The organism is Bradyrhizobium niftali (assembly GCF_004571025.1).
GTDB classification, from domain to species: domain Bacteria; phylum Pseudomonadota; class Alphaproteobacteria; order Rhizobiales; family Xanthobacteraceae; genus Bradyrhizobium; species Bradyrhizobium niftali.
Map to the genome: position 1 here is coordinate 472,171 of NZ_SPQT01000002.1, position 25,441 is coordinate 497,611.

At 65.0% G+C, this 25,441-nt stretch carries 18 protein-coding genes; 9 read left to right on the forward strand and 9 right to left on the reverse strand.

The window, feature by feature from the left end; genetic code table 11:
* The first annotated feature begins 12 nt into the window (after nucleotides 1–12).
* From E4K65_RS07490 to E4K65_RS07515, 6 genes are all read left to right on the forward strand, one after another.
* Entirely contained in the window at nucleotides 13–1,308 is a 1,296-nt protein-coding gene (locus E4K65_RS07490) for an N-acetylmuramoyl-L-alanine amidase (protein ID WP_135173573.1), read from the forward strand.
* Between the two features lie 254 nt (nucleotides 1,309–1,562).
* The gene (locus E4K65_RS07495) at nucleotides 1,563–4,067 is read left to right on the forward strand and encodes a penicillin-binding protein 1A (RefSeq protein WP_135173574.1); all 2,505 of its coding nucleotides are present in this window, start codon (nucleotides 1,563–1,565) and stop codon (nucleotides 4,065–4,067) included.
* A gap of 108 nt (nucleotides 4,068–4,175) precedes the next feature.
* A protein-coding gene (gene prfB, locus E4K65_RS07500) for a peptide chain release factor 2 (RefSeq protein WP_135173575.1) occupies nucleotides 4,176–5,307 on the forward strand; the annotation gives its coding sequence in 2 pieces (ribosomal slippage) (nucleotides 4,176–4,244 and nucleotides 4,246–5,307; 1,131 coding nt in all).
* Nucleotides 5,308–5,309: 2 nt separating this feature from the next.
* Nucleotides 5,310–6,191, forward strand: a complete 882-nt coding sequence (locus E4K65_RS07505; RefSeq protein WP_135173576.1) for an NAD(P)-dependent oxidoreductase — start codon at nucleotides 5,310–5,312, stop codon at nucleotides 6,189–6,191.
* A gap of 134 nt (nucleotides 6,192–6,325) precedes the next feature.
* Entirely contained in the window at nucleotides 6,326–7,237 is a 912-nt protein-coding gene (locus E4K65_RS07510; protein ID WP_135173577.1) for a DMT family transporter, read from the forward strand.
* 109 nt (nucleotides 7,238–7,346) lie between these two features.
* A complete protein-coding gene (locus E4K65_RS07515; RefSeq protein WP_135173578.1) occupies nucleotides 7,347–8,582 on the forward strand; it encodes an ABC transporter substrate-binding protein in 1,236 nt (411 codons plus the stop codon).
* Nucleotides 8,583–8,596: 14 nt separating this feature from the next.
* On the opposite strand, the gene E4K65_RS07520 is transcribed toward E4K65_RS07515, so the two are convergent.
* Together E4K65_RS07520 and E4K65_RS07525 are read right to left on the reverse strand one after the other, a co-directional pair.
* Nucleotides 8,597–9,964 carry a M23 family metallopeptidase gene (locus tag E4K65_RS07520; protein ID WP_209312044.1) on the reverse strand — a complete coding sequence of 456 codons (1,368 nt, stop codon included), beginning with the start codon at nucleotides 9,962–9,964 and terminating at the stop codon, nucleotides 8,597–8,599.
* A gap of 110 nt (nucleotides 9,965–10,074) precedes the next feature.
* Nucleotides 10,075–10,761 carry a peroxiredoxin gene (locus E4K65_RS07525; protein ID WP_135173580.1) on the reverse strand — a complete coding sequence of 229 codons (687 nt, stop codon included), beginning with the start codon at nucleotides 10,759–10,761 and terminating at the stop codon, nucleotides 10,075–10,077.
* A gap of 204 nt (nucleotides 10,762–10,965) precedes the next feature.
* Here E4K65_RS07525 and E4K65_RS07530 point away from each other — a divergent pair, with 204 nt between their 5' ends.
* Nucleotides 10,966–14,769 carry a DUF3971 domain-containing protein gene (locus E4K65_RS07530; protein WP_167770651.1) on the forward strand — a complete coding sequence of 1,268 codons (3,804 nt, stop codon included), beginning with the start codon at nucleotides 10,966–10,968 and terminating at the stop codon, nucleotides 14,767–14,769.
* A 123-nt stretch (nucleotides 14,770–14,892) separates the two neighbouring features.
* Here the strand turns inward: E4K65_RS07530 and E4K65_RS07535 are convergent, their stop codons facing one another.
* The 4 genes from E4K65_RS07535 to tyrS all read right to left on the reverse strand — a co-directional run bounded on the left by E4K65_RS07535 (nucleotide 14,893) and on the right by tyrS (nucleotide 20,183).
* Complete coding sequence (locus E4K65_RS07535; protein ID WP_135173582.1) at nucleotides 14,893–16,587, reverse strand: methyl-accepting chemotaxis protein; 1,695 nt, start codon at nucleotides 16,585–16,587, stop codon at nucleotides 14,893–14,895.
* A 362-nt stretch (nucleotides 16,588–16,949) separates the two neighbouring features.
* Nucleotides 16,950–17,387 (reverse strand): DoxX family protein, encoded by a 438-nt coding sequence (locus E4K65_RS07540; RefSeq protein WP_135173583.1) that lies wholly within the window; start codon nucleotides 17,385–17,387, stop codon nucleotides 16,950–16,952.
* A gap of 213 nt (nucleotides 17,388–17,600) precedes the next feature.
* Nucleotides 17,601–18,872: an MFS transporter gene (locus E4K65_RS07545; RefSeq protein ID WP_135173584.1), complete on the reverse strand. Its 1,272-nt coding sequence runs from the start codon at nucleotides 18,870–18,872 to the stop codon at nucleotides 17,601–17,603.
* A gap of 57 nt (nucleotides 18,873–18,929) precedes the next feature.
* Nucleotides 18,930–20,183, reverse strand: a complete 1,254-nt coding sequence (gene tyrS / locus E4K65_RS07550) for a tyrosine--tRNA ligase (RefSeq protein WP_135173585.1) — start codon at nucleotides 20,181–20,183, stop codon at nucleotides 18,930–18,932.
* Between the two features lie 164 nt (nucleotides 20,184–20,347).
* Between tyrS and E4K65_RS07555 the strand changes: the two genes are divergently transcribed.
* Both E4K65_RS07555 and E4K65_RS07560 read left to right on the forward strand, forming a co-directional pair.
* Nucleotides 20,348–21,451: an anhydro-N-acetylmuramic acid kinase gene (locus tag E4K65_RS07555; RefSeq protein WP_135173586.1), complete on the forward strand. Its 1,104-nt coding sequence runs from the start codon at nucleotides 20,348–20,350 to the stop codon at nucleotides 21,449–21,451.
* A 326-nt stretch (nucleotides 21,452–21,777) separates the two neighbouring features.
* Nucleotides 21,778–22,455 carry a glutathione S-transferase family protein gene (locus E4K65_RS07560; protein WP_135173587.1) on the forward strand — a complete coding sequence of 226 codons (678 nt, stop codon included), beginning with the start codon at nucleotides 21,778–21,780 and terminating at the stop codon, nucleotides 22,453–22,455.
* Between the two features lie 170 nt (nucleotides 22,456–22,625).
* Here the strand turns inward: E4K65_RS07560 and E4K65_RS07565 are convergent, their stop codons facing one another.
* The 3 genes from E4K65_RS07565 to E4K65_RS07575 form a co-directional block, all read right to left on the reverse strand.
* On the reverse strand, nucleotides 22,626–23,888 hold the full coding sequence (locus tag E4K65_RS07565) for a glycosyltransferase (RefSeq protein WP_135173588.1): 1,263 nt from the start codon (nucleotides 23,886–23,888) through the stop codon (nucleotides 22,626–22,628).
* Nucleotides 23,889–23,957: 69 nt separating this feature from the next.
* Nucleotides 23,958–24,470 carry a DUF1697 domain-containing protein gene (locus E4K65_RS07570; protein ID WP_135173589.1) on the reverse strand — a complete coding sequence of 171 codons (513 nt, stop codon included), beginning with the start codon at nucleotides 24,468–24,470 and terminating at the stop codon, nucleotides 23,958–23,960.
* A gap of 7 nt (nucleotides 24,471–24,477) precedes the next feature.
* Nucleotides 24,478–25,125 (reverse strand): alpha/beta hydrolase, encoded by a 648-nt coding sequence (locus E4K65_RS07575; protein WP_008143006.1) that lies wholly within the window; start codon nucleotides 25,123–25,125, stop codon nucleotides 24,478–24,480.
* Between the last annotated feature and the right edge of the window lie 316 nt (nucleotides 25,126–25,441).

The following is a 25,441-nucleotide window of genomic DNA, read 5'->3' on the forward strand; positions in this document are numbered from 1 at the left end:
GGCACGGAATCGGTGGCGAGCCGCGCAAATCAAAGGGTCTTGCTGGGATGCGTGCTCCTGTCCGCCGCAGCATTGCCATGTGCTGATTCCTCCCGCCTGAGCGCTGCGGAAAGCCAGCCGCAACCCGCTGTTGCGGCAGCGAATTATCCAATCGCCTCGGCCGCCCGGCTGGCTGGCGATGGCAAGCAGACTCGCTTCATCCTCGACATCGACCAGACCGTCACCTTCCGCGCTGTCACGCTCGCCGACCCGTACCGGGTTGTGGTCGACGTGCCCCAGGTCAATTTTCAGCTGCCCGCGGGCACCGGTTCCGGGGGGCGGGGGCTGGTCAAGGCCTTCCGCTATGGGCTCGTCATGCCCGGCGGCTCGCGAATCGTGTTCGACCTGACGGGGCCTGCCAAGATCGCCAATTCCTACGTGCTGGAGGCGGCCAACGGCCAGCCGGCCCGGCTCGTGCTCGAGCTGGAGGAGGTCGACCGCGCCGCCTTCGTGCAATCGCTCGCCCCGGAAAACCGCCCTGAGCTGCGGCCCGCGATCGCCGATGCGCCGCCCGCCACGGTGCCCGCGACGGCAGCCCCGGAAACGGCGCAGCAGAAGGCCGATGACCGGCCGATCGTCGTGATCGACCCCGGCCACGGCGGCATCGACAACGGCACGCAGTCGAGCGGCGAAAGCGAGAAGAACCTGGTGCTGGCCTTCGGTCTGGCGCTACGCGACCGGCTGGAAAAGGCCGGCAAATACCGTGTCGTGATGACGCGGAACGACGACACGTTCATCCCGCTCAATGACCGGGTCAAAGTCGCCCGCAACATCAAGGCGGCGCTGTTCGTCTCGATTCATGCCGACGCGCTGCCGCGCACCGAGGGGGATGCCCAGGGCGCCACCATCTATACGCTGTCCGACAAGGCCTCCGACGCCGAGGCCCAGCGTCTGGCTGATGCGGAAAACCGCGCGGACGCGATCGCCGGCTTCAACCTCGCGGAGGAGCCGACCGATGTCGCCGATATCCTGATCGATCTGACGCAGCGGGAAACCCGCACATTTTCAAACCGTTTTGCTCATTTGCTGATGAGCGAAATGAAGTCGACCGTGCGGATGCACAAGCATCCGCTGAAATCGGCCGGTTTCCGGGTGCTGAAGGCGCCCGACGTGCCGTCTGTGCTGGTCGAGATCGGTTACGTCTCCAATAAAGGCGATCTCGGGCATCTTGTCTCCGAGGGTTGGCGGTCCCGCGCCGTGGGCTCGATGGCGCAAGCCATCGACGGGTTCCTGGCCAAACGGCTGGCGACCGCCGGATCGTCGAATTGACGACCGGGGGATCGTCGAATTGAGAGAATTGAGGAAGGGTTTTTCCGTCTCGCCGCAAAAGCCCTAGTTTGGCCACAGCGGGCGATTTATAAAAACGCCGCAGGGGGTTCCGGAATCGGCGAGAATCCCGTTCGGCGAGCGTCTTTAGGTCCGGCACTGACGTAATTGAGTAGGCCGGTGAATTCGCGACGTGAGGTTGGCGCCTGTTTTGGGTGCCAAGGGGCTGATCCAGAGTTTGAACGGATAAACAGATAATGCGCTTGCTGGTGCGGTTCATGGGCTTCCTGTTCGCCGCGGGAACGGTGGTGTTCCTTGTCGGTGTCGGGGCCGTGGCGGGCCTGATCTGGCATTTCTCCAAGGACTTGCCGGACTACTCTCAGCTTCAGGATTACGAGCCGCCGGTGATGACGCGTGTGCACGCGGTCGACGGTTCGCTGCTCGGCGAATACGCCAAGGAGCGGCGGTTGTATCTGCCGATCCAGGCGGTGCCGAAGCTCGTGATCAACGCCTTCCTCGCGGCCGAGGACAAGAATTTCTACGAGCATGGCGGCATCGACTACACCGGCATGGCGCGCGCAGGTCTGGTCTACATCCAGAACTACGGCTCCAACCGGCGTCCGCAGGGCGCCTCCACCATCACCCAGCAGGTCGCCAAGAACTTCCTTCTGACCAACGAGGTCTCCTTCGCGCGCAAGATCAAGGAAGCCTTGCTGGCGATGCGGATCGAGAAGACCTATTCGAAGGACAAGATCCTCGAGCTGTATCTGAACGAAATCTACCTGGGCCTCGGTGCCTACGGCATCGCAGCCGCTTCGCTGGTCTATTTCGACAAGTCGGTGAACGAGCTCACGGTGGCGGAAGCGTCCTATCTCGCGGCGCTGCCGAAGATGCCCGCGACCCTGCATCCGGTGCGTAACCGCGACCGCGCCATCGAGCGCCGCAACTACGTGGTCGATCGCCTGTTGGAGAACGGCTGGATCAAGCAGGCCGACGCCGACAAGGCGCGCAAGGAGCCGCTGGCCGTCACCAACCGTTCCAACGGCGCCCACACCTTCGCCGGCGAATATTTCGCCGAGGAAGTCCGCCGCGACATCTTCGAGCGCTACGGCGAGAAGAAGCTGTACGAGGGCGGCCTGTCCGTCCGCACCACGCTCGATCCGAAGATCCAGGTCATGGCGCGCAAGACCATGGTCGCGGGCCTCGTGAACTATGACGAGCAGCAGGGCTATCGCGGCGCCATGAGCAAGCTCGATACGTCGGGCGACTGGGGCGTGAAGCTCGCCGAGATCAAGTCGCTTTCCGACATCTCGCCGTGGCGCATGGCGGTGGTGCTGGAGACCAGCGACCAGTCGGCGCGCATCGGCTTCCAGCCGAGCCGCGAGCTCGGCGGCGCCATCAGCAAGCAGCGCGAGACCGGCCTGATCACGCTCGACGGCATCAAATGGGCAAAGGCGGCCACCGGCGCTGCGAAGGGCAGGGCGGCAACGGCGGTGTCGCAGGTGCTCCAGCCCGGCGACGTGATCTATGCCGATCCGCTCTACAAGGACGGCAACCCTGTCGAGGGACAGTACCGGCTGCGCCAGATCCCCGAAGTGTCGGGCGCGATGGTGGTGATGGACCCCTGGACCGGCCGCGTGCTCGCGATGGTCGGCGGCTTCTCGTTCGACCAGAGCCAGTTCAACCGCGCCACCCAGGCCTACCGGCAGCCGGGTTCGTCGTTCAAGCCGATCGTCTATTCGGCCGCGCTCGACAACGGCTATACGCCCTCGACCGTGGTGCTCGACGCGCCGATCGAAATCGACCAGGGCCAGGGCGCCGGCGTGTGGCGGCCGGAAAACTTCTCCTCGGGCAAGTTCCAGGGGCCGGTGACGCTGCGCAACGCGCTGCGGCAGTCGCTCAACACCGTGACGGTGCGCCTCGCGCAGGACATCGGCATGCCCCTGATCGGCGAATATGCCCGCCGCTTCGGCGTCTATGACGAGCTGCCGAACTATCTCTCCTACGCGCTCGGCGCCGGCGAGACCACGGCGATGCGCATGGTCACGGCCTATTCGATGCTCGCCAATGGCGGTCGCCGGGTGAAGCCGACCCTGATCGACCGTATCCAGGATCGCTACGGCCACACCATCTTCAAGCACGACCAGCGCGAATGCCGCGGCTGCGATGCGCCGGGCGGCTGGAAGAACCAGGCCGAGCCGCAGCTGATCGACCGCCGCGAGCAGGTGCTCGACTCCATGACCGCCTATCAGATCACCGAGCTGATGGAGGGCGTGGTCCAGGCCGGTACCGCGACCGTGGTCAAGGAGGTCGGCAAGCCGATCGCCGGCAAGACCGGTACGACCAACGAGGCCAAGGACGCCTGGTTCGTCGGCTTCTCGCCCGACGTCGCCGTCGCCATCTATATGGGCTACGACAAGCCGCGCGCGCTCGGCAAAGGCAACGCTGCGACCGGCGGCCATCTGGCTGCTCCCATCGCGCGCGATTTCCTCAAGCTCGCACTCGCCGACAAGCCGGCGGTTCCGTTCAAGGTGCCGGCCGGCATCAAGCTCGTGCGCGTCGTCGCCAAGAGCGGCATGCGTGCGGGCCCGGGCGAGACCGGCGGGACCATCCTCGAAGCCTTCAAGCCGGGTACGGCGCCGCCGGACAATTACTCGGTGATCGGCGTTGCCGACGCCGACGGGCGCGGTGGCATGCCCTCTTCACAGCAGCAGCCGGATTCGGGCTTCCTCATCCGGCCGGGCACCGGCGGGCTGTGGTAGCGGATAACGCCTGATACGGGCGAGGCGGGCGGTTGCGCTTTGGCGCAGCCGCCGCTACATCCCCTCCCACCTTCGCACGCGGACCATTCCGCGAGACCAGAGAACCACATGCGCGCCGAAATCGAACGGTTGGTAGAAGAGATCAAGCAGTCAGTCGGGCTGCTGAGGAGGCATCTTTGACGTCGAGAAATCGACGGCGCGCCTCGCTGAGCTGAACAAGCTCGCAGAAGATCCCAACCTCTGGAACGATCCCCAGAAGGCCCAGAAGCTGATGCAGGAGCGGACCTCGCTTGAGGATTCGCTCTCGGGCATCGGCAAGGTCGAGCAGGAGCTCGAGGACGACATCGGCATGATCGAGCTCGGCGAGGCCGAGGGCGATGACGGCGTCGTCGCCGAGGCCGAAGCCGCGCTGAAGGCCCTCAAGAAGGAAGTCGCGCGGCGCGAGCTCGAGGCGCTGCTGTCGGGCGAAGCCGACCGCTTCGATTCCTATCTCGAGGTCCATGCCGGCGCCGGCGGCACCGAAAGCCAGGACTGGGCGCAGATGCTGCTGCGCATGTACACGCGCTGGGCGGAGACGCACGGCTTCAAGGTCGAGTACCTCGAAGAGTCCGAAGGCGAAGAGGCCGGCATCAAGTCCGCGACCATCCAGGTCTCCGGCCACAACGCCTATGGCTGGCTCAAGACCGAAGCGGGTGTGCACCGGCTGGTGCGCATCTCGCCGTTCGATTCCAACGCACGGCGGCACACCTCGTTCTCGAGCGTGCAGGTGTTTCCGGTCATCGACGACAGCATCAAGATCGACATCAAGGAATCCGACGTCCGCACCGACACCATGCGCTCGGGCGGCGCCGGCGGCCAGCACGTCAACAAGACCGAATCCGCGGTGCGGCTGACGCATATCCCGACCGGTGTCGCAGTGGTCTGCCAGGCCGGCCGCTCCCAGCACAAGAACCGGGCCCAGGCCTGGGACATGCTGCGTGCCCGTCTTTACGAAATCGAGCTGAAGAAGCGCGAGGAGAAGGCCGCCGCCGACCAGGCCGCCAAGACCGATATCGGCTGGGGCCACCAGATCCGCTCCTACGTGCTGCAGCCCTACCAGATGGTGAAGGATCTGCGCACGGGCGTGCAGACCTCCGACACGTCGGGCGTGCTCAACGGCGAACTCGACGACTTCATGGCCGCGACGCTGGCGCAGCGCGCTTTCGGCACCCCTGGCGCCGACATCGAGGACGTGGATTAGCCATGCCCCGCGTCGCCTTCATCGGGCTTGGACGGATGGGCCATGGCATGGCCGGCCGCTATCTCGATGCCGGCTTCACGGTGACGGTGTGGAATCGCAGCAAGTCCAAGGCTGAGGATTTGATCGTCCGCGGCGCGCATTGGGCGACCTCGCCCGAGGATGCCGCGATCGATGCCGACGTGGTCGTGACCATGGTTGCCGACGACGAGGCCTCGCGCGCGGTCTGGCTGGGGCCGAAGGGCGCGGCCAAGACGGCCAAGGCCGGCATCATCGCGATCGAATGCTCCACCGTCTCCTATGACCATGCGCGCGAGATGGGCCGCGAGCTGAATGCGCGCGGGCTCATCTATATCGACTGCCCCGTGACGGGATTGCCGGATGCGGCAGCAAGCGGAAAGCTGACGCTTTTGGTCGGCGCAGATACAGCCGATCTCGAACGCGCGCGGCCCTATCTCGAACCGATCGGCTCGACCATCCGCCATTTCGGCGCGGTCGGCTCCGGCACGGTCTACAAGCTCATCAACAATCTGATGGGCGCGATCCAGATCGCCGGGCTCGCCGAGGGCCTTGCGATCGCCGAGCAGGCCGGGCTCGACATGAACCTGGTGCTGGAGTCGATCCAGGCTGGCGTTGCCGCAAGCCCGCAGGTGCAGCGTCATTCCAAGCGCATGGTCGCCCGCAACTTCGGCGGCGCGACGTTCACGGCGGCGCTGCGGCACAAGGATGCCGCCTACGCCGTGAAGCTTGCCGAGAGCCTGCTCGCAGACAAGCCGCTGGTGGCACGCGCCGCAGTCGAATCCTACGCGCGCGCGAAGGCTGCGATGCCTGATGACGACGAAGGCAAGATGATCGAGCTGGTGTCGCGGCCGAAGAAGCCGTCCTAGCCGCTCGCATCAACATGGGGCAGCCTCGTTCGCCCTGTTGCTTCTGAACACGGGAATTCCAAACCTCATCGGAAATCGGGTGGCAAAACGCGTCGCGCCGTACTAGGCGAGGTCAACTGCCGATGTGAGACGCCATGCCCCCGAACGATTACAGGATCGACGCGCGAGACTGGTCGCTGCTCGCCGTGCTCTCGGTCCTCTGGGGCGGCTCGTTCTTCTTCAACGGCGCGGGCTTGCGGGAATTGCCGCCGCTCACCCTGGTGTTGCTGCGCGTGGCGCTTGGGGCAGCAATTCTCCTGCCGCTGCTCCGCGTGCATGGGATCGGCTTTCCCAAGGGCGCCGCCGGCTGGAAGCCGTTCGTCGTGATCGGGCTGCTCAACAACGTCATTCCGTTCTCGCTGATCGTGATCGGCCAGACCTTCATTCCCAGTGGCCTCGCTTCGATCCTGAATGCCACCACGCCGCTGTTCACGGTGATCGTCATGGCGATGGCAGGCGAGGAAGCCTTGCAGGTGCGGCGTGTCGCCGGTGTGGTTCTGGGTGTCGTCGGCGTGGTCATCCTGCGCGGATGGGGCATCGAGACGCGGCCGGGGCAGGGGTTCGGCATTCTGCTCTGCCTCGGTGGCGCGTGCAGCTACGGCTTTGCGGCGCTGGCGGCGCGGCGGCTGTTGAAGGACTCGGCTCCGCTTGGAACGGCGACGTTCCAACTGATGGCCTCAACGGTGATGATGGCGGTTGTCGCCGGCGTCATGGAGCAGCCATGGCATCTGCCGATGCCGGGCCTCACAACCTGGCTCGCGGTGCTCGGCCTTGCCGCGCTCTCAACGGCGCTCGCCTACATCGTCTTCTTTCAGGTCTTGCGGCGTTCGGGCGCGACCAATGTCATGCTGGTGACGCTGCTCATTCCCGTCACCGCCATCCTGCTGGGATGGCTTGTGCTGGGCGAGCCGATCTCCGCGCGCGAGATCGCGGGCGCCATCGTCATCGGCAGCGCATTGCTTGTGATCGACGGGCGCGCTCTGAGGATGCTGCAGCGCGTCGCGTAAGGTCTCGCTCCACCGTTTCACCTCGCGGAAAATCGTATCGCTTGCCAGCGGCAAGCCTGCTTGCGACACTCTCCGCAAAACAAGACTACAAAACACAGGGGAGAGAACGATGCCGGGTCGTCGCAGGAGCCTTGCTGCCCTCGCCATGCTCGCTGCCGGAGTGCTGGTCACGGCACCGGCCTTTGCGCAGAAGAAGTACGACCCCGGCGCCACCGACACCGACATCAAGATCGGCAACATCATGCCCTATAGCGGGCCGGCCTCGTCCTATGGCGTGATCGGAAAGACCGAGGCCGCGTTCTTCAGGATGATCAACGACCAGGGCGGCATCAATGGCCGCAAGATCAACTTCATCAGCTATGACGATGCCTATTCGCCGCCGAAGGCGATCGAGCAGGCGCGCAAGCTGATCGAGAGCGACGAGGTCTTGCTGATCTTCCAGCCGCTCGGCACGCCCTCGAACTCGGCAATCATGAAATACATGAACGCCAAGAAGGTGCCGCAGCTCTTCGTCGCCTCCGGCGGCACCAAGTTCGGTGACCCCAGGAACTTTCCATGGACCATGGGCTTCCAGCCCAACTACCAGAGCGAGGGGCGGATCTACGCAAAATACATCCGCGATCATTTCCCCGACAGCAAGATCGCGGTGTTCTGGCAGAACGATGACGCCGGCAAGGACCAGTTCAAGGGTCTGAAGGACGGGCTCGGCGACAAGGCCGGCATGATCATCGCCGACAAGTCCTACGAGGTCAGCGATCCCTCGATCGACTCGCAGATCGTCGCACTGCACGATTCCGCTGCCGACATCTTCTTCTCGTGGGCCGCGCCGAAAGGGTCGGCGCAGGCAATCCGCAAAGTCGGCGAGCTCGGCTGGAAGCCGAAGTTCTTTCTCGCCAACACCGCAACCTCGGTTGCCTCGGTGCTCAAGCCCGCCGGGCTCGAATACGCCAAGGACATCATCTCGACCGTCTATCTGAAAGACCCGACCGATCCGACCTGGGACAAGGACCCGGCCGTGGTGGAATGGCGCGCGTTCATGGACAAGTATTATCCAGACGGCGACAAGGCCAACTCCAATAACGTCTATGGCTATGTGCAGGCGGAGGCGATGGCGCAGGTGCTCAAGCAGTGCGGCGACAATCTCACCCGCGAGAACGTCATGAAGCAGGCCGCGAACCTGAAGGATTTCCACACCGACCTGATGCTGCCAGGCATCATGGTCAACACCTCGTCCGATGATTACTTCCCGATCGAGCAGATGCAGTTGATGCGCTTCAACGGGCAGGCCTGGGAGCTGTTCGGCGACGTCATCACCGGCGAAGTCGGCCACGAGCGCAGCCAGTAGTCAGGCGTAACGGGCTAGCCCGCGCTGAGGCGCACGCCCGCGCGCAGGAACTTCTGCGGATCGACCGCTTCGCCGTCGATGCGGGTTTCGTAGTGCAGATGCGGACCGGTGGAGCGGCCGGTCGAGCCGACGAGACCGACGACCTGGCCGATCTTCACGACCTCGCCGACCTTGACGTTGATCTCGGAGAGATGGCCGTAGCGAGTCGCAAGTCCGTTGCCGTGATCGACCTCGATCATGCGGCCATAGCCGCCGGACCAGCCGGCCGAGATCACCTTGCCGTTGGCGGTGACGCGGACCGGATCGCCCGTGGCAGCGCGGAAGTCGAGGCCGGTATGCATCGCCGGCCGGCCCAGGAACGGATCGCTGCGCACGCCGAAACCGGAGGTGAACTCGACCTCGCCGATGACGGGCTTGCGATAGGGCACCAGCGCCAGCGTGCGATTGAGGCGATCCATCTCGGCGCGGCTGACGTTGATGCGATTGAGCTGCTTCTCGAACGGCCCGGCATTGGCCGTCAGCTTGACGGGCACGAACGGCCCGCCCATCGCGGTCCGCGGAACGGCGGCTTCGAGACTGGCGAGGTTCAGGCCGAGATCGCTGACGACGCCGCGCATCCGGCGCATGCGCGAATCCATGCCTTCCTCGACGGCGCTGAGCGCCGCCATCTGGCGACGCTCGACCTGATCGAGAGAGGTCGTGAGGCGGACCAGGACATTGTCAAAACCCTGGTTCTTGGCGAACTGATTGGCCTGTGGGGCCATGACGGCCGGCGCGCGCGACTCGAGCCGCGCTTCGCGATCCGGCGGCGCCACGAAGATCACGGTGTCGCTGATCGGCGACGGCTTCGGCGTGCCCTGCGTTGTGCTCTGGCCGGACTCGCCACGCTGCGGGGTCGAACGGGGAATCGAGCCTGTCACGTCAGGCATGGCCCCGAGCGCCGTGGCCCGAGACTCCAGCGCCGTCTGACGCTTCATGATCTGGTCGAGCTTCTGGTCGAACTGTTCCTGGTCGAGCAGCTGCCGGCTGGTGGTGCGATCGACCTTGGCCCGCAGCTCGGCGATGCGGTCCTCATAGGCGTACTGCATCTCGGCCTGGCGGGCGATCAGCCGGGTCAGGACGTCGTCGCGAAAGGCAAAGTACGTGGCGGTCGCGGCCGACCAGAGCCCGAGCAGCACGACGGTGCCAACCACGATCCAGAACACCACGGGCCCGAAGCGCACCTGCTTGCCGGCATGGACGATGGTGTAGGCATCATCGGTCGCGGGCAGGGGGAGCGCGATTGCCGCTGCGGCGGCGGCGGGACGGCGATGCAGAGGCCGTCCGTGGTCGTGAGGATGATGTTGGGGGTACTGCGAGTATTGGGCAGAACTTTTCGACATCGGCACTCCCGCGCCGGTCGGATGAGTCCGTACGGCCTAATTGCCGCAGCAATCTGGGCCGGTCATGGTTAATTTTCCGGAAATGGGAACAGTCGTATTTAAAGGACTGGTTAAAGACTTCTTGCCGCTTCCAGAACCTGATCGGCATGGCCGTCGACCCGGACGTTACGCCAGATCCTGGCCACCTTGCCGTCGTTTCCGACCAGCACCGTGGTGCGAAGAATCCCGAGGAAGCTCTTGCCGTACATGGATTTTTCGCCCCAGGCGCCATACGCTTCCAGCATCTCGTGCTTCTCGTCCGAGATGAGCGGAACGCCGAGGCTGTGCTTGTCGCGGAACTTCTCCTGGGCCTTTAACGAATCCGCGGAAATCCCGATCACCGCCGTACCGGCCGCGGTGAAGGCGTCGGCCAGGCGCGTGAAGTCGATGGCCTCCCTGGTGCAGCCGGGCGTGTCGGCACGGGGGTAGAAGAACAGAACGAGCTTGCGGCCGGCATAATCCGACAGCGTGACGGCGCCGCCGCCGTCGCGGGGCAGGCGGAAGGCGGGGGCCTTCTGCCCCTCGGTCAGGACCGGCTTCGCCGCGGACGCGGGGGCCGATCTGGAGGAATTTAACTGTTTCGATGCGGCGCCATGCGATGCTGCTTTTGCTATGCTCGCGGTTGATTTGCTTGCCGGTGTCCGCTGTGTTTTCGCGGACTTTGTTTGAGTCGTTACCCGGGTTTTCGGAGCCTTCTTTTTAGCCGCTGCAATGCCGGAGGGCGTCTTGGACGATTTCTTTTGGGATTTCTTGGACATACGCCTTCCTTTCGACGCTTTCGGCGGGTCAACCAAAGCGGTATTGCAGCTCTCGTCCAGTGTGCCGGAATCGCGCCCTCGGCTGGGCAAGTTTGATGGCGCCGGAGTATGGTTACAAGGAATTCCACGCACCACCCCACTGCTCGTTGAACGCGCTCCCGGGGCGAAATGACGAACAGCAGGAACATTCGAGGTATGGCGGCAATGCCGGCGCAGGGGCGTTCGCTCCCCGTCGACGGCTGCGGTCCCGGCGGCGCTCAATCCCACGATGGGCGCCTGTATCGAGAGGCAATGGCAAGGAATAAGTCGCCCCAGGATTACAATCGGGATTTCGATCGGCGCGGCGGTCATTCGGAGCCGCAGGAATGGGACGACGCCGACTGGGACCCGGATCAGGAAGCAGCGGCGGGCCATCGTGCGCGCCGGCTGTTGTCGCGTTCCAATTCGGGCTTCCATCGCTTCGGCGACGGGATCGGATCGCTGCGCAGCTGGCTGGGCGGCGGTCGCTGGCTGAAGCGCATGGCCATCGTCGTCGGCGCCCTCGTCGTTATCTTCGTCGGCTGTTTCGGCGCGCTGTGGTGGCGGCTCGGCGCCGGCCCGATCAATCTCGACATCGCGACGCCCTGGCTTGCGGCGGCGATCGAGGACAACATCGGTCACGGCAACACGGTCGAGGTCGGCGGCACCCAGATCGAGCGGGCCGGGCGAATCCGTATCGCCGTGCGCATCCGCGACATCATCGTGCGCGACCAGGACCATGCCATCGTCGCCACCGCGCCGAAGGCCGAGGTGAAACTGTCGGGTGCCGGTCTGCTGATGGGGCACCTGCGCGCGGAAAGCCTCAATCTCGTTGATGCCGAACTCGCGATCCGCATCGCGCCGGACGGCACCGTCACAGTCTCGGCCGGTGACACCGCAAAACCGCTGGCCACCGGCGTGGCCTCCAAGAAGGACGCGGGCCTGCCGCCGACATTCCCGCGCAATGGCGTGCCCCCGCCGCCGTTCGCGACCGCGCCGGCAAGCCCGGACGCATCCCAGGCGGCGCCTCAGGCGACTGCGCAGAGCGGCATTCTCCAGGGCCTCGATTGGCTCGACAGTCTGAGCATGACCGGCCTCGACGGCCAGAACCTCAACGAGATCGGTCTGAAGAACGGCAATCTGATCGTCGACGATCAGCAGCGCGGCAGTAAATGGTCGTTCGAGAACATCACGCTCAGCCTGCGCCGGCCGAGCCGTGGCGGCGTCGCGCTCAGCCTCGGCGAGGAGGGCGCGCGCCCGTGGTCGCTGCGTGCCACGATTGGCCCCGCCGAGAACGGTGTGCGCTCGGTCGACATCCGCGCCGACAAGGTATCCACCGCCAACATCCTGCTGGCGCTGCGGGTCAAGGATCTCACCTATACCGCCGACCTGCCGCTGACCGGCGAGCTCAAGGGCGAGCTCGGCCGCGACGGCGTGCCGACCTTCTTCCGCGGCAAGGTCATGGTCGGCGCGGGCAACATCATCGACACCGACACGCCCGATTATCCGATGGCGATCGACACGGCCGAGATCAATGTCGAGTGGGACGCCAACCGGCGCGTGCTGGTCGCACCGTTCAAGATTCTCTCGGGCGCGAACCGCCTGACGCTGCTGGCGCATCTGGAGCCGCCCAACGGCAACGTCAACGACTGGCAGCTCGGCTTCAGCGGCGGATCGATCCTGCTCGGCGGCATCGACAACGAGCCGCCGCTCGTCTTCAACCGTATTGCGATCGGCTTCCGCTTCGACACCGACCACAAGCGCCTCCTGCTGACGCAGGCCGATATCAGCAACGGCGAGATCGGCGTCGCCGGCACCGGCGCCATCGACTATTCGGGCGAGCCGCGGCTCACGCTGGGCTTTGCGGGAACGCCGATGTCGGCCTCCGCGCTCAAGCGGATGTGGCCGACGCTCGTCGTTCCGGAGTTGCGCGAATGGGTGATCGATCGGATCGAACGCGGCACGCTCCAGCGCATCGAGATCGGCGTCAATTCGCCGACGAGGAACCTTCCGCGCAAGGGCCCGCCCATTCCTGACGACGGTCTCTCGGTCAACATCGTGGCGAGCGGCGTCGCGGTCCGCCCGGTGGACGGCATGCCGGTGGTGCACGATGCCGATTTGAAGGCGCGCGTGACCGGGCGCACCGCCACCGTGAACATCGGGCAGGGCATTGCCGACACGCCCGCCGGCCGCAAGGTCACGATCTCCGACTTCGTCTTCGAGGTGCCGGACATGGCGCCCAAACCGTCGCCGTCGCGCACCCGGTTTCGCGTCGACGGACCGGTGCCTGCGGCGGCCGAAATGCTCGCCAATGACCGGCTGAGCGATCTGTCGGCGACCGTCGTCGATCCCAACACCAGCAAGGGAACGTTCTCGGCGAACATCCAGCTCGGCTTGCCGGTCAAGGGCGAGCTGACCAAGGCCGACACCACCTACGCCGTCACCGCCGACCTCAACGGCTTTGCCGCCGACAAGCTGGTGATGAACCAGAAGCTGGAGGCCAACAGCCTGAAGATCGTCGCGAGCAACCAGGGCTACCAGGTCAAGGGCGACGTCAAGATCAACGGGCAGGCGGCCTCGCTCGACTATCGCAAGCCGGCCGAGGGCGATGCCGATGTCCGCTTGCAGGCGACGCTGGACGATGCGAGCCGCGCGCGTCTCGGCTTCGATCTCAGCCCCGCCGTCAGCGGCTCGTTGCCGATCAAGCTCTCGGGCAAGATCGCGGGCGGCGCGGACCAGACCACGAAGCTCGGGATCGAGGCCGACCTGACCTCGGTCAAGCTCGACAACATCCTTCCGGGCTGGGTCAAGCTGCCCGGCAAATCGGGCAAGGCCAGCTTCAAGGTGGTGCCGACGGGGCAATCGACCCGCTTCGAGGACATCGTCATCGAAGGCGGCGGCGCCTCGATCAAGGGCTCGCTCGAGGTTGATCCGAACGGCGACCTCATGAACGCGAACTTCCCGGTCTATGCGCCGTCCGACGGCGACAAGGCGTCGTTGAAGGTCGAGCGCAACCAGGACGGCGTGGTCCGCGGCACGATGCGCGGCGACGTGTTCGACGGCCGCGGTTTTCTGAAGTCGGCGATCTCAGGCAATTCCAAGGACGATGCCAAGAGCAAGATGAAGAACGTCGATTTCGACATCGACGTGAAGCTCGGCGCCGTCGCCGGCTTCAACGGCGAGGCCATGCGCAGTGTCGATGCCAAGATGTCGCGGCGGAGCGGTGCCATCAAGGCCTTCACGCTGAGCGGCAAGATCGGCCGCGATACGCCGGTGGCGGCCGATCTGCGCGGCGGCCGCGCCCAGGGTGCCCGCGAGGTGATCTATCTCCAGACCAACGATGCCGGCGCGCTGCTGCGCTTCACCGACACCACCAACAAGGTCTTCGGCGGCCAGATGGTGGTGGCGATGGAGCCGCCGACGTCGGAGCCTACGACCAGGGAAGGCCTGATCAATGTGCGCGACTTCACGGTCAAGGGAATGGATCAGCTCGATCGCGTCGCGGCGGGCGGTCCCAATGGCGCGCAGAGCGGCGTGGCCTTCACGGCGCTGCGAGCGGAGTTCACCCGGCAGAACGGCGCGCTCACGATCCGCGACGGCGTCGTCAAGGGACCGATGATCGGCGGCACCATCGAAGGCTCGATCGACTATCCCGGCAACCAGGTGTGCATGAGCGGTACCTTCGTGCCGGTGTACGGCGTCAACAACATCTTCGGCCAGATCCCGTTGTTCGGCATCTTCCTCGGCGGCGGCAACAACGAGGGATTGATCGGCGTGACCTATGAGGTCGTCGGCACGCCGGCCGCGCCCGTGATGCGCGTCAATCCGATCTCGGCGATGGCGCCCGGCCTGTTCCGCAAGATCTTCGAATTCAACACCGGCAAGCAGAACACGCCGTTCGACGAGCAGTTGCCGTCGGCACAATCCGGCGACAGCCCGACCGGATCAGCAAGACCGCTGTCGAGCGGTTGCAGCCTCGCGAGGCGGTAGACGCGAGGTTTCTTTCTCCGGCGTCATGGCCGGGCTTGTCCCGGCCATCCACGCCCCACCAAGAACGTAGATGCCCGGGACAAGCCCGGGCATGACGACGATCGCGTAGAATTTCTGTGCAGTTTACGCCGCGCGGACGCCAGCGAGGAACGTGCCGACCTCGCCGGAGAGCTGCTCGGCCTGCTTGGAGAGGCTGCTGGCTGCCGCGAGCACCATGCCGGCGGCGTTGCCGGTCTCGTTGGCTGCGGTGCTGACGCCGCCGATATTGGTGGTGACCTCCCTGGTCGCCTCCGCGGTCTGCGAGACGCTGCGCGCGATCTCGGCGGTGGCGGCGCCTTGCTCCTCGATGGCCGCGCCGATCGAGGTGGCGATGCGGCTGACCTCCTCGATGGTGGCGGTGATGCCGCCGATGGCGTCCACGGCCTCCTTGGTCGCGCCCTGGATCTGGGCGATCTTGTCGCCGATCTCGCGGGTGGCCTCCGCGGTCTGGCTGGCGAGCGACTTCACCTCGGATGCAACGACGGCAAAGCCGCGGCCGGCTTCACCGGCACGCGCGGCCTCGATGGTGGCGTTGAGGGCAAGCAGATTGGTCTGCGCCGCGATGCTGGAGATCAGCTCGGCGACGTGCTCGATCTGCTGGGCGCCATCAGAGAGTGCGCGCACGATGGTGTCGGTGCGGCGGGCGCTGTCAACGGCGCGCCCCGTCACCTCGGCGGATTGCGCCACCTGGCGGCTGATCTCGGTGATCGAGGAGGAGAGCTCCTCGGCGGCCGCCGCGACGGTCTGGACGCGCTGGCTGGCTTCGGTGGCGGCCGAGCCGACCAATGCGGCGCGGTGGTTGGTGCCTTCCGCGGTGGACGACATCGACTTGGCGGTGGTCTCGAGCTCGCCGGAGCCCGAGGCCATCAGGCCGACGAGCTGGCCGACGGAGGCATCGAAGCGGTCGGCCAGCGCGATCAGGGCATCGCGCTTCTCCTGCTCGCTGCGGGTCTTGGCGGCGACCTGCTCGGCCTCGAGCGTGCGCGCCGTGAGCGCCGTCTGCCTGAATACTTCCAGCGTCTCGGCCATGCGGCCGATCTCGTCGCCGCGGTCGGTCTCCTCGACCGGCTTGTCGATGGCGCCTTCGGAAATCTGCTGCATGCGGTTCTTCTGGCGGTCGAGCGCGCCGAGCACGTCGCGGGCGATCAGCCAGGACAGCGTCGCCATCAGCAGCATCAGGCCGACGCCGATGACGGCCAGCTCCAGCGTCAGTGCGCGCACGTCGGCGTCGATGTCGTCGACATAGAGCCCGTAGCTGATGGTCACGTTCCAGGGCGCGAATTTGCGCGCGAACACGGTCTTGCGGACCGGTTCGGTCTGGCCGGGGCGCGGATAGAGATAAGAGGTCACGCCGCCCGGCGCAGCCTGATCGGCGGCCTTGAGAATGGCGTCGGCGATCAGTACGCCATTGGAGTCCTTGGTGCCCGTGATCTTGCCTTCGAGCTGCTGATTGGCGCCGTTCACCACCAGGGACGTGTCCTGATTGTAGACCACCGGATAGCCCTGGCCGCCATTGAAGCTCATGCGACGGCCGCGCTGGTGGAACAGGGACTTGGCCTCGGCTTGCGTCAGCTTGCCGGCGGTCACCTCGTCCTGGAGCGATTGCGCGTAGTTGTAGAGGAGCTCCACCGCGGTCCGCATCAGCTGGACGCGGTCTTCCATCATGCGGCTCTTGCTGAGGACGGTCGATACCCCGATGATGGCCGTGACCGTGAGCGCCGCGAGGCAGACCATGCTGGCCAGCTTGGTGCGGATCTTCAGATGACTCAGCAGCCTCATCGCAGCCTCTACGGAATGGTTATTATTGCTCGCACCGGTAGCATGAAGTTCTTACCAATCATGAATGGAGGTATGCGGCGGCCTGCCGCGCCGAACGGCGTTCGCAGGCTTGTGCGGAACCGTGCAGGCAAATCGCCGTGCGCCGGGAGGCGCCGGTTCATGTGCCGGAGAAAATCGATCTTGGACTTTGGTGGCTACAGAGCCTGACTGGACCTGCAATGAATCGATTCGTTCATCGCATCATCATGTCCGTGCTGCTCGTCGCGGCCCTCGTTCTCATCTGGAACTTGCTGGGGGCGCGCTAGGACGGCACCGGCAGATCTGCGGGTGCCGTCCTGCTTGCGGGTCGATCCTCGGGCGCGTCAGCGCCGGGCGTAAGCGCCATCCGATGCGTCGCTCTCCTTGCCTATGACGGCATCGACGCTGATCGAGCCGCCCCCGGCTGCCGAGAGATAGAGGCAGGCGAAGCAGAACAGGATCGCGGCGGTACCGCCATTGAGCAGCGGCAGGAACACCGGCGAGCCGGTCTTGAGCATGTGGCCCATGAAGTAGGCGAAGGCCATTTCGCCCGACAGGACGAACGCCGTGAGCCGCGTGAACAGGCCGAGCATCAGGGCCGCGCCGAGCACCAGCTCAAGCGTGCCGGCCGCGTAGATCAGCGGCGGAATGTCGGCGAAGTAGGGAAGCGCCGGAAACTTGAACAGTTTTGCGATGCCATACTGGAACAGCAGCAGTCCGGTGATGAAACGAAACAGGCTCAGCAGGGCCGGTTGATAGCGAGAGAGATAGTTGAAGTTCATAATTTGCGCCCTTCCATCCACAATTCCCAAGCGACTTGAATCGCATTCGGTTCCACCCTGCAAGCCGTAGGCGCGCAATCCGCGCTGACTTTTTCGTCATGTCGGACAAAACGCCGCAGAGCCCGGCGAGTTCGGATTATTCGCGAGTGGCCATGTCGCGCGCGCCCGTAATTTCCCGGTGGCGCGGAGGGGTGCAGGTTACCTCGGACATACCTACCGCCGCAAGGCAGGGACAACCAGGAATGGAATCATCCCGAGCACCACGCTCGCAAGTGCGAAGGCGAGCAACGCGTTGTAGCCGTGGGTCGCGTCGTGGATCAGGCCGCCGCTCCAGGAGCCGAACGCCGAGCCAAGGCCACTGCCGATCGAGATGGTGCCGTAGATGGTGCCGACCCGCTTGCCCTGAAAGATCCGCATCGCGGTCGCGCTGATTAGCGGGCCGCGCGAGCCCATCATGCTGCCGAAGCAGACGACGAAGCCGGAGAGCACCAGGATGTTGGGGAGGTATTGCAGCAGCCAGAGCAGGGCGATGCCGAGGATCGAGATCGCGTAGCTCAACAGCACGGACGGCCGGCGCCCGATCAGGCCGTCGAGCGCGGAGACGCCCAACATGCCGAACACCAGCACGACGCCGGAGAAGCCCCAGGCCGTCGCGGCCTGGAGCGGCGGAAAGCCGGCGTCGATCAGATAGGCCACGATCTGCGCGGCGATCGCATACATGCCGACGGCGGTGAAGAAGAAGGTCGAGAACAGGGCCCAGAAGGCGTGGTGGCGCATCGCGCCGAGAAGCGTCCAGCCGTTGTCGACGAAATCAGGATCGGTCTTCTTCACCACATGCGGCGAGCCCGAGGCGAACAGTCGCCACGGCAGCAGCAGCAGCGGCACCAGCAGCCCCAATGCTGCAAAGCCGAACAGCTGATAGGTGCCGCGCCAGCCGAGATGGTCGATCAGGAGCTGCGAGGCCGGCAGCAGCGCCAGCACGCCGCCGCCCATCGCCGAATACACCACCGACATCGCGGTCGGCAGGCGCGGCCCGAACCAGCGACCGAGCAGGATCGAGTTCGGCACGATGCCGATGAAGGCGACGCCGATGCCGACGCAGAGGCCGATCGAGAGCTGGAACTGCCACAGATGCTGTGCGTGCGCTGCAATCAGGAACGCCGCGCCCAGCAGCGATAGCCCGAGCGCATAGACGATGCGCGGTCCGGAATGATCGAATAGCCGTCCGACGAAGGGGGCGGTGAGACCGCTCGCGAGCCAGGTGAGCGAATAGACCGAGACGATCTGTGCGCGGTCCCAGCCAAAACTTTCCGAGATCGGCTTCAGGAAAACCGTAAAACTGTCGCCGAGCCCACGGCCCAGCACGGCCAGTGTGAAGCACAGAGCGAGCACGGTGAGGGCGATGCGCACGGCGCCTTCCGGCGTCGCCGCGATATCCTTCTTGGACGTTTCCGCGGTCGTTTTCCTGGGCGTGTTCTGGTCCATTGCCGGTCAGGGAGCGCGCTTCGGCGCGCCCTGACAAGCAGCGAAAAGCTCATACGCCTATGCAGGCTTGATGAGGATGTGCTTCTTCTTGCCGAACGACAGCTTGATCACGCCCTCCGGCGTCAGATGGGCTGGTGACAGCACCATCTTCTCGTCGGTGACGGGCTCGTCGTTGACGCGCAGACCGCCGCCCTTGATCTGGCGCCGCGCCTCACCGTTGGAGGTGACGAGGCCCGCCTTGACGAAGGCGTTGAGCACGCCGAGGCCGGCGTCGAGTTCGCCGCGCGGAATTTCCACCGTCGGCAGGCTTTCGGCGAGCGCGCCTTCCTCGAAGGTGCGGCGCGCGGTTTCAGCCGCCTCATTCGCTGCGTCGCGGCCGTGCAAGAGCGCGGTCGCCTCAGTCGCAAGCACCTTCTTGGCTTCGTTGATCTCCGAGCCTCCGAGCGCCTCGAGCTTCTTGATCTCGCTCATCGGCAGCGTCGTGAACAGCTTGAGGAATTTGCCGACGTCGGCATCCTCGGTGTTGCGCCAGTACTGCCAGAAGTCGTACGGCGAGAACTGGTCGGCGTTGAGCCACACCGCGCCTTGCGCGGTCTTGCCCATCTTGGCGCCGGAGGCCGTGGTCAGCAGCGGCGTCGTCAGTGCGAACAGCTGGTGGGTGCCCATGCGGCGGCCGAGATCGACGCCCATGATGATGTTGCCCCATTGGTCCGAGCCGCCCATCTGCAATTTGCAGCCGGTGCGCTTGGCGAGTTCGACGAAGTCGTAGGCCTGGCAGACCATGTAGTTGAACTCGATGAAGCTCATCTCCTGCTCGCGCTCGAGGCGCAGCCGCACGGAGTCCATGGTCAGCATGCGGTTGACCGAAAAGTGCCGGCCGACGTCGCGCAGCATCTCGATCCAGTTCAGCTTGGTCAGCCACTCCGCATTGTCGAGCATGACGGCGTCGCTCTTGCCTTCGCCGTAACGCAGCACCTTTGCGAACACGCCGCGAATAGATTCCTTGTTGGCCTCGATCTCGGCGACGGTGCGCATCGCGCGGGTCTCGTCCTTGCCGGAGGGATCGCCGACCATGGTGGTGCCGCCGCCCATCAGCGTGATCGGCTTGTTGCCGGACTGCTGGAGCCAGTGCAGCATCATCATGGTCAGGTAGTTGCCGATATGCAGCGAGCGGGCGGTACAATCGTAACCGACATAGGTGGTCGCCTCGCCCTTGGCGGCGAGCGCGTCCAGCCCCTCGAAATCGGAGCACTGGTGGATAAATCCACGTTCCTGCAGGGTGTGGAGGAAATCCGATTTAAATGCAGTCATTTGTCGGCGTGCCTGACAATTCTTGGTTTACTGTTTTGGGGGCAATTTAAGGATCTACCGTGGGAACTCGATTGCCGCCCGCCACTTGGCGCTGAGGCATTATAAGATGTGTCCCTCTGGCACAAGATCGGCATGCCAGAGGGGGGTATTGAGGACGCTGATCCATGATGTTGACGGCACTCGGTTTGATGAGCGGCACCTCGCTGGACGGGGTCGATGTCGCGCTGATCGAAACCGACGGAAAGCTGGTGAAGGGGTTCGGACCGTCCGGCTACCGGCCTTACAGCCCGGCGGAGCGCAACCTGCTGCGTCAGGCGCTGAGCGAAGCCGTGCACCTGCCGCAGCGCGATGCCCGGCCCGGGATTTTGGCCGCGGCCGAGCGCGCGGTGACGCTGGCGCACGCGGAGGCGGTGGCCGCCTTCATCGCCCAGAACCGGATGAAAGCGGAGGATATCGACATCGTCGGCTTCCACGGCCAGACCGTGCTGCATCGGCCCGAGAAGCGGCTGACGGTGCAGATCGGCGATGCGCCGGCGCTGGCGAAGGCGATCCATATCCCCGTGATGCACGACTTCCGCGCCGCCGACGTCGCGGCCGGCGGGCAGGGCGCACCCTTCGTGCCGGTCTACCACCGGGCACTGGCCCATTCGCTGGCGCGCGAAGGGCCGATCGTCGTGGTCAATATCGGCGGTGTCTCCAACATCACCTATATCGACGGCAACGACACGCTGATCGCCTGCGACACCGGGCCAGGCAATGCGCTGCTCGACGATTTCATGTACCGCACCATGAACCAGGCGTTCGATGCGGAGGGCAAGTTCGCCGCGCTCGGAACGGCCGACCAGGCCTGGATCGCGCGGGCGCTGGAGCTGCCGTTCTTCGCGGCGCCGCCGCCGAAATCGCTCGACCGCAACGACTTTGCCGCGTTGAAGCTCGGCGATGTCTCGCCGGCCGACGGCGCGGCGACGCTCACCGCCTTCACCGCGGCGGCGATCGCCCGCATCATCCCGCTGCTGCCGCGGCGGCCGCGCAGCTGGATCGTCTGCGGCGGCGGCGCCCGCAACCTCACCATGCTGCGCATGCTGCGGGAGCGGGTGGGCTCGGCCACCGTCGAGCCCGCCGAGGCGCTCGGCTGGGCCTCCGACGCCATCGAGGCGCAAGCCTTCGGCTTCCTCGCCGCGCGCGGCTTGAAGGGCCTGCCGCTGTCCTATCCGGCGACCACAGGCGTGCCGATGCCGATGACGGGCGGGGTGATCGCGCGGCCCTGAGATGATCGAGCGCTGGCGGGCCGCAAGGGGGATCGGAAGTGAAGGATTCTGGAGGAGATTCCCGCCTGCGGCGCCTTTCAACGGCCCCGGGGGACTGTATCCATTGCGGACATCCGATCGGGTATCACCATCTGGAAGGCGAGAGGTGCAGTTGCAAAGATTGCGCTTGTCCGGGGTACGCGGACTGTTCGCCTCCCGCAAACTCAAACTCAAACTCGAAGCTTCCTCGCTAATCTCGAGCGTTCATGCAAATGCATCGACCTTGACGGATTAATGCAAGTGCATCTATATTGGACGCAGTTGCATATAATCTCCAGGATCGCGCCATGACCGCTTCACTGAAACTCATCAGCCACAAGCTTTGCCCCTATGTGCAGCGCGCCGTGATCGCGCTGAAGGAGAAGGGCGTGCCGTTCGAGCGGGTCGACATCGACCTCGCCAACAAGCCCGACTGGTTTCTCAAGCTGTCGCCGCTCGGCAAGGTGCCGGTGCTGGTTGTGACGACCGACAAGGGTGAGGTCGCGCTGTTCGAGAGCAACGTGATCTGCGAGTACATCGAGGAGACGCAAGCAGGCCTCAAGCTGCATCCGACGGATGCGTTGAAGCGCGCCGAGCATCGCGCCTGGATGGAGTTCGGCTCGGCGATCCTTGGCGATCTCTGGGGCCTGGAGACGACGACGGATCCGGCGACGTTCGAGAGCAAGCGTCAGGCGCTCGTCGCGAAGTTCGCACGTGTGGAAGTCGCGCTAAGCGCAGGTCCGTTCTTCGCCGGCGAACGGTTCAGCCTGGTCGACGCGGTCTTCGCACCCGTCTTCCGCTATTTTGACCTGTTCGACGAACTGACCGAGCACGGCATCTTCACGAATGTGCCGAAGGTGCGGGCGTGGCGGGCCGAGCTTGCGAAGCGTCCGAGCGTGCGGAGCGCCGTCGGCGCGGACTATCCGCAATTGCTCCGCGCCTTCCTCGTGCGCCACGACGCCCATCTGCTCAAGCTTGCCGCCTAGGGACTATGCCGATGTCGCCATCCGGCATCGGTGCGGCCGGCACTTTTCTTACGGCATCGTCTGGCGCCACTTATGCTTTTGAGCGCCGGCAAGGCGCAGGCCAGGCCACCGAATCCTTCGCGCCCAATCACCACGCGTCGCCGAGACCGCTGTGAGGGTCACAACCCATCTCAGACATAGTCAGCTCGAGATACGCCACCTGATGTAAGCGCCGATTTCGTCAACGCCTCAATGGCCGCGACGGCCGCCGTCAATCCATCCTCTTTGGCAATTGATGCGCCGAGTACGGCCGCATTGTCGCGCATGGCGCTCTTACCTGCTTCGGAGATGGCGAGGGACAGCCGGTCAGCGCTCAGTCCCTTGGCCGGAACTGGCGCTGGTGCGGCGCCCACCCGCAGCAATCGCTCAGCCCAAAAGAATTGGTCACCAGCGAACGGAACGACGACGGAGGGAACGCCGGCGCGGGCGGCGGCATGTGCTGTGCCTGCGCCACCATGATGGATGATCAGGCTTGTCTTGGGAAACAGCCAGCCATGTGGCGCTTCTGCCAATAGATGGACATTCGCAGGCAAATCAGCCGCGTCTACATTGCCCCAACCAGGGTACAGCAACGTCCGACGCCCCCGAAGCGCCTCCAGCACTTGTGTCATCAGGCTCGGCCCGCCCAGGGCCGCCATGCTTCCAAAGCCAAGATAGATAGGCGGTTCGCCGGCAGCTAAGAATTCAGACAAGTCCTTCGGCGGGATCCACTCGGCGACGGGCGCAAGCCATTGACCGCAGACCGTTGCGTTTGGGGGCCAGTCGGCGGGCGGCCGCACGAGACTGGGGGAGATTCCGTAGAGCATCGGATGCTCGTTCCACAGATGTCGGCGAGCAGGCAAACCACACGCCGCGGCGCGGGCCGCGTTGATGGATGGCTTGAAGGCGCGCCAGATCAACGCATTGATCAGCTTGTGGCTCGCTCTGTTCACGAAACGAGGCACGGCGCCGGGGCGCAGGAAGGGAGAAGCGAATGCGCTGGTCGGCGTGATTGGGATGAGGCCGGTGCCGATTGCGGGCACCCGTAACGCCTCCGCGGCGGAAAGTCCGATAAACGCTGCGAGCCCGCCAAGAACAATGACGTCACACCCTTGCGCAACTGCGGTTGTCGTGCGGAGCCAAGCTTCGGAATTTGTGGCGGCGAGACGCGCAAAAGCTCTGGCGGTCTCGGTGAAACCACCGCGCCGTGCTTCGCGCGTTGCGTCTTGGAGCAATATGGCGCGTATGTCGCCGGCGAGCGCTGTGGTGGTGATATTCAAGTCAGCAGCGTAGCCCAACGTAGCGGCGTCAGCGAGCAGATGGGCTTCGTGGCCGGCATCCACCAGGGCCCTACACAGCAAGGCCATAGGGCGCGTATCGCCCTCGGTGCCATATGTGACGACGGCAAATTTCATCTTGAGCTACCCCGGGACAGAAGTCCTCCAGAACACAGGCGTGAATTGATCTCCGGCGCGCCAGACGCGTTAGAGCTCCGCGGCCATCTTCGCCAGCGTCGCGATCGTGTTCATGTTGCGCGCGGTGCCGGTTTTCGCGGCGGGGATGACGAGCTTCGATGTCCCCATGCCCTCGCCGTAGTGGACGTAGATCTCGCGGCGGCCGAGGCGCAGCTCCTCGTTCTTCTGGCCGCGAATCCCGGACAGCGCATCCGCGGGCGGGGCCTTGTCGAGGAAGATCGCAACCGTGCGGTTGGGCGCGGCTTTCGGAAAGGGATTGTCGGCCGCGACTTGCGCCATTGCGGCGGCGCTGCGCACGAGTACGCCAACCGGCGCACTGGCGTAGGCGTGGAGGCGCTGTTCGAGTGCGCTCTTGATCGCGGCTTCTGATTTGCGGCTGGTGAAGACGACGTTGCCGCTCGCAATATAGGTGCGCACGGCGGCGAAGCCGAGCTCTTCGCACATCGCCTTGAGCTCGGTCATCGGCAGCTTGCCGGTGCCTCCGACATTGACCGCGCGCAGCAGGGCTACGAACGCGGCCATGTCAATCTCAGCGCACGTTGGCCAGGCGCATGTCGAGATACGCCGTGATGGTTTCCATCAGCGGCTCGAGCTTGGCGTCGAAGAAGTGGTTGGCGCCGGGGATGACCTGCTGGTCGATCACGATGCCCTTCTGCGTCTTCAGCTTCTCGACCAGCGTGTTGACGTCCTTGGGCGGCACCACCGCGTCCTTCTCGCCATGCACGATCAGGCCCGACGACGGGCAGGGCGCGAGGAACGAGAAGTCGTAGAGGTTGGCCGGCGGCGCGATCGAGATGAAGCCTTCGACCTCGGGACGGCGCATCAGAAGCTGCATGCCGATCCAGGCGCCGAAGGAGAAGCCGGCGACCCAGCAGGCACGCGCTTCGGGATTGATGGTCTGCGCCCAGTCGAGCGCGGCCGCCGCATCCGACAATTCGCCGGTGCCGTGGTCGAACGAGCCCTGGCTGCGGCCGACGCCGCGGAAATTGAAGCGCAGCACGGAGAAGCCGCGATGCGCGAAGGCGTAGTAGCACTGGTACACGATCTGATGGTTCATCGTGCCGTGAAACTGCGGATGCGGATGCAGGATCATCGCGATCGGCGCGTTCTTCTGCTTGGCCGGGTGATAGCGGCCTTCGAGGCGGCCAGCGGGGCCGGCGAAAATGACTTCAGGCATGACGGTCTCTGATTGAGTCCCTTAGAGGTGATCCCTGCACAATCAACCGATTGTGGCTCCATCAGCCGTTTTCGCCGACGAAAGCACGAATGATGGGTGAAGAGGCGCCCTCGGATGATGCGCGAGTGCGCTGAACTGACGCGCGCCTTCTAACACGAGGCAAGGGTCAAAAAGCAAGCCTCTTCGACATCTCCCAATGCACTCAAGAGCTTAGCCGGTCATCGCCGCGCTATCTGCAGCGTGCCGCAGGTGACAGGCCGCAATCAGCCTCCAGCGAAGCGCCGACAAGCGCCGCCCGGCGTGCCGCTCAACCGAT

Excerpts from the sequence above, each read along its gene's own strand:
- E4K65_RS07575 (WP_008143006.1), bottom strand. The coding sequence starts at position 25,125 with ATGCCTGAAGTCATTTTCGCCGGCCCCGCTGGCCGCCTCGAAGGCCGC.
- E4K65_RS07495 (WP_135173574.1), top strand. The coding sequence starts at position 1,563 with ATGCGCTTGCTGGTGCGGTTCATGGGCTTCCTGTTCGCCGCGGGAACG.
- E4K65_RS07505 (WP_135173576.1), top strand. The coding sequence starts at position 5,310 with ATGCCCCGCGTCGCCTTCATCGGGCTTGGACGGATGGGCCATGGCATG.
- E4K65_RS07555 (WP_135173586.1), top strand. The coding sequence starts at position 20,348 with ATGATGTTGACGGCACTCGGTTTGATGAGCGGCACCTCGCTGGACGGG.
- E4K65_RS07560 (WP_135173587.1), top strand. The coding sequence starts at position 21,778 with ATGACCGCTTCACTGAAACTCATCAGCCACAAGCTTTGCCCCTATGTG.
- E4K65_RS07535 (WP_135173582.1), bottom strand. The coding sequence starts at position 16,587 with ATGAGGCTGCTGAGTCATCTGAAGATCCGCACCAAGCTGGCCAGCATG.
- tyrS (WP_135173585.1), bottom strand. The coding sequence starts at position 20,183 with ATGACTGCATTTAAATCGGATTTCCTCCACACCCTGCAGGAACGTGGA.
- E4K65_RS07545 (WP_135173584.1), bottom strand. The coding sequence starts at position 18,872 with ATGGACCAGAACACGCCCAGGAAAACGACCGCGGAAACGTCCAAGAAG.
- E4K65_RS07520 (WP_209312044.1), bottom strand. The coding sequence starts at position 9,964 with ATGTCGAAAAGTTCTGCCCAATACTCGCAGTACCCCCAACATCATCCT.
- E4K65_RS07515 (WP_135173578.1), top strand. The coding sequence starts at position 7,347 with ATGCCGGGTCGTCGCAGGAGCCTTGCTGCCCTCGCCATGCTCGCTGCC.
- E4K65_RS07530 (WP_167770651.1), top strand. The coding sequence starts at position 10,966 with ATGCCGGCGCAGGGGCGTTCGCTCCCCGTCGACGGCTGCGGTCCCGGC.
- E4K65_RS07565 (WP_135173588.1), bottom strand. The coding sequence starts at position 23,888 with ATGAAATTTGCCGTCGTCACATATGGCACCGAGGGCGATACGCGCCCT.
- E4K65_RS07510 (WP_135173577.1), top strand. The coding sequence starts at position 6,326 with ATGCCCCCGAACGATTACAGGATCGACGCGCGAGACTGGTCGCTGCTC.
- E4K65_RS07540 (WP_135173583.1), bottom strand. The coding sequence starts at position 17,387 with ATGAACTTCAACTATCTCTCTCGCTATCAACCGGCCCTGCTGAGCCTG.
- E4K65_RS07570 (WP_135173589.1), bottom strand. The coding sequence starts at position 24,470 with ATGGCCGCGTTCGTAGCCCTGCTGCGCGCGGTCAATGTCGGAGGCACC.
- E4K65_RS07525 (WP_135173580.1), bottom strand. The coding sequence starts at position 10,761 with ATGTCCAAGAAATCCCAAAAGAAATCGTCCAAGACGCCCTCCGGCATT.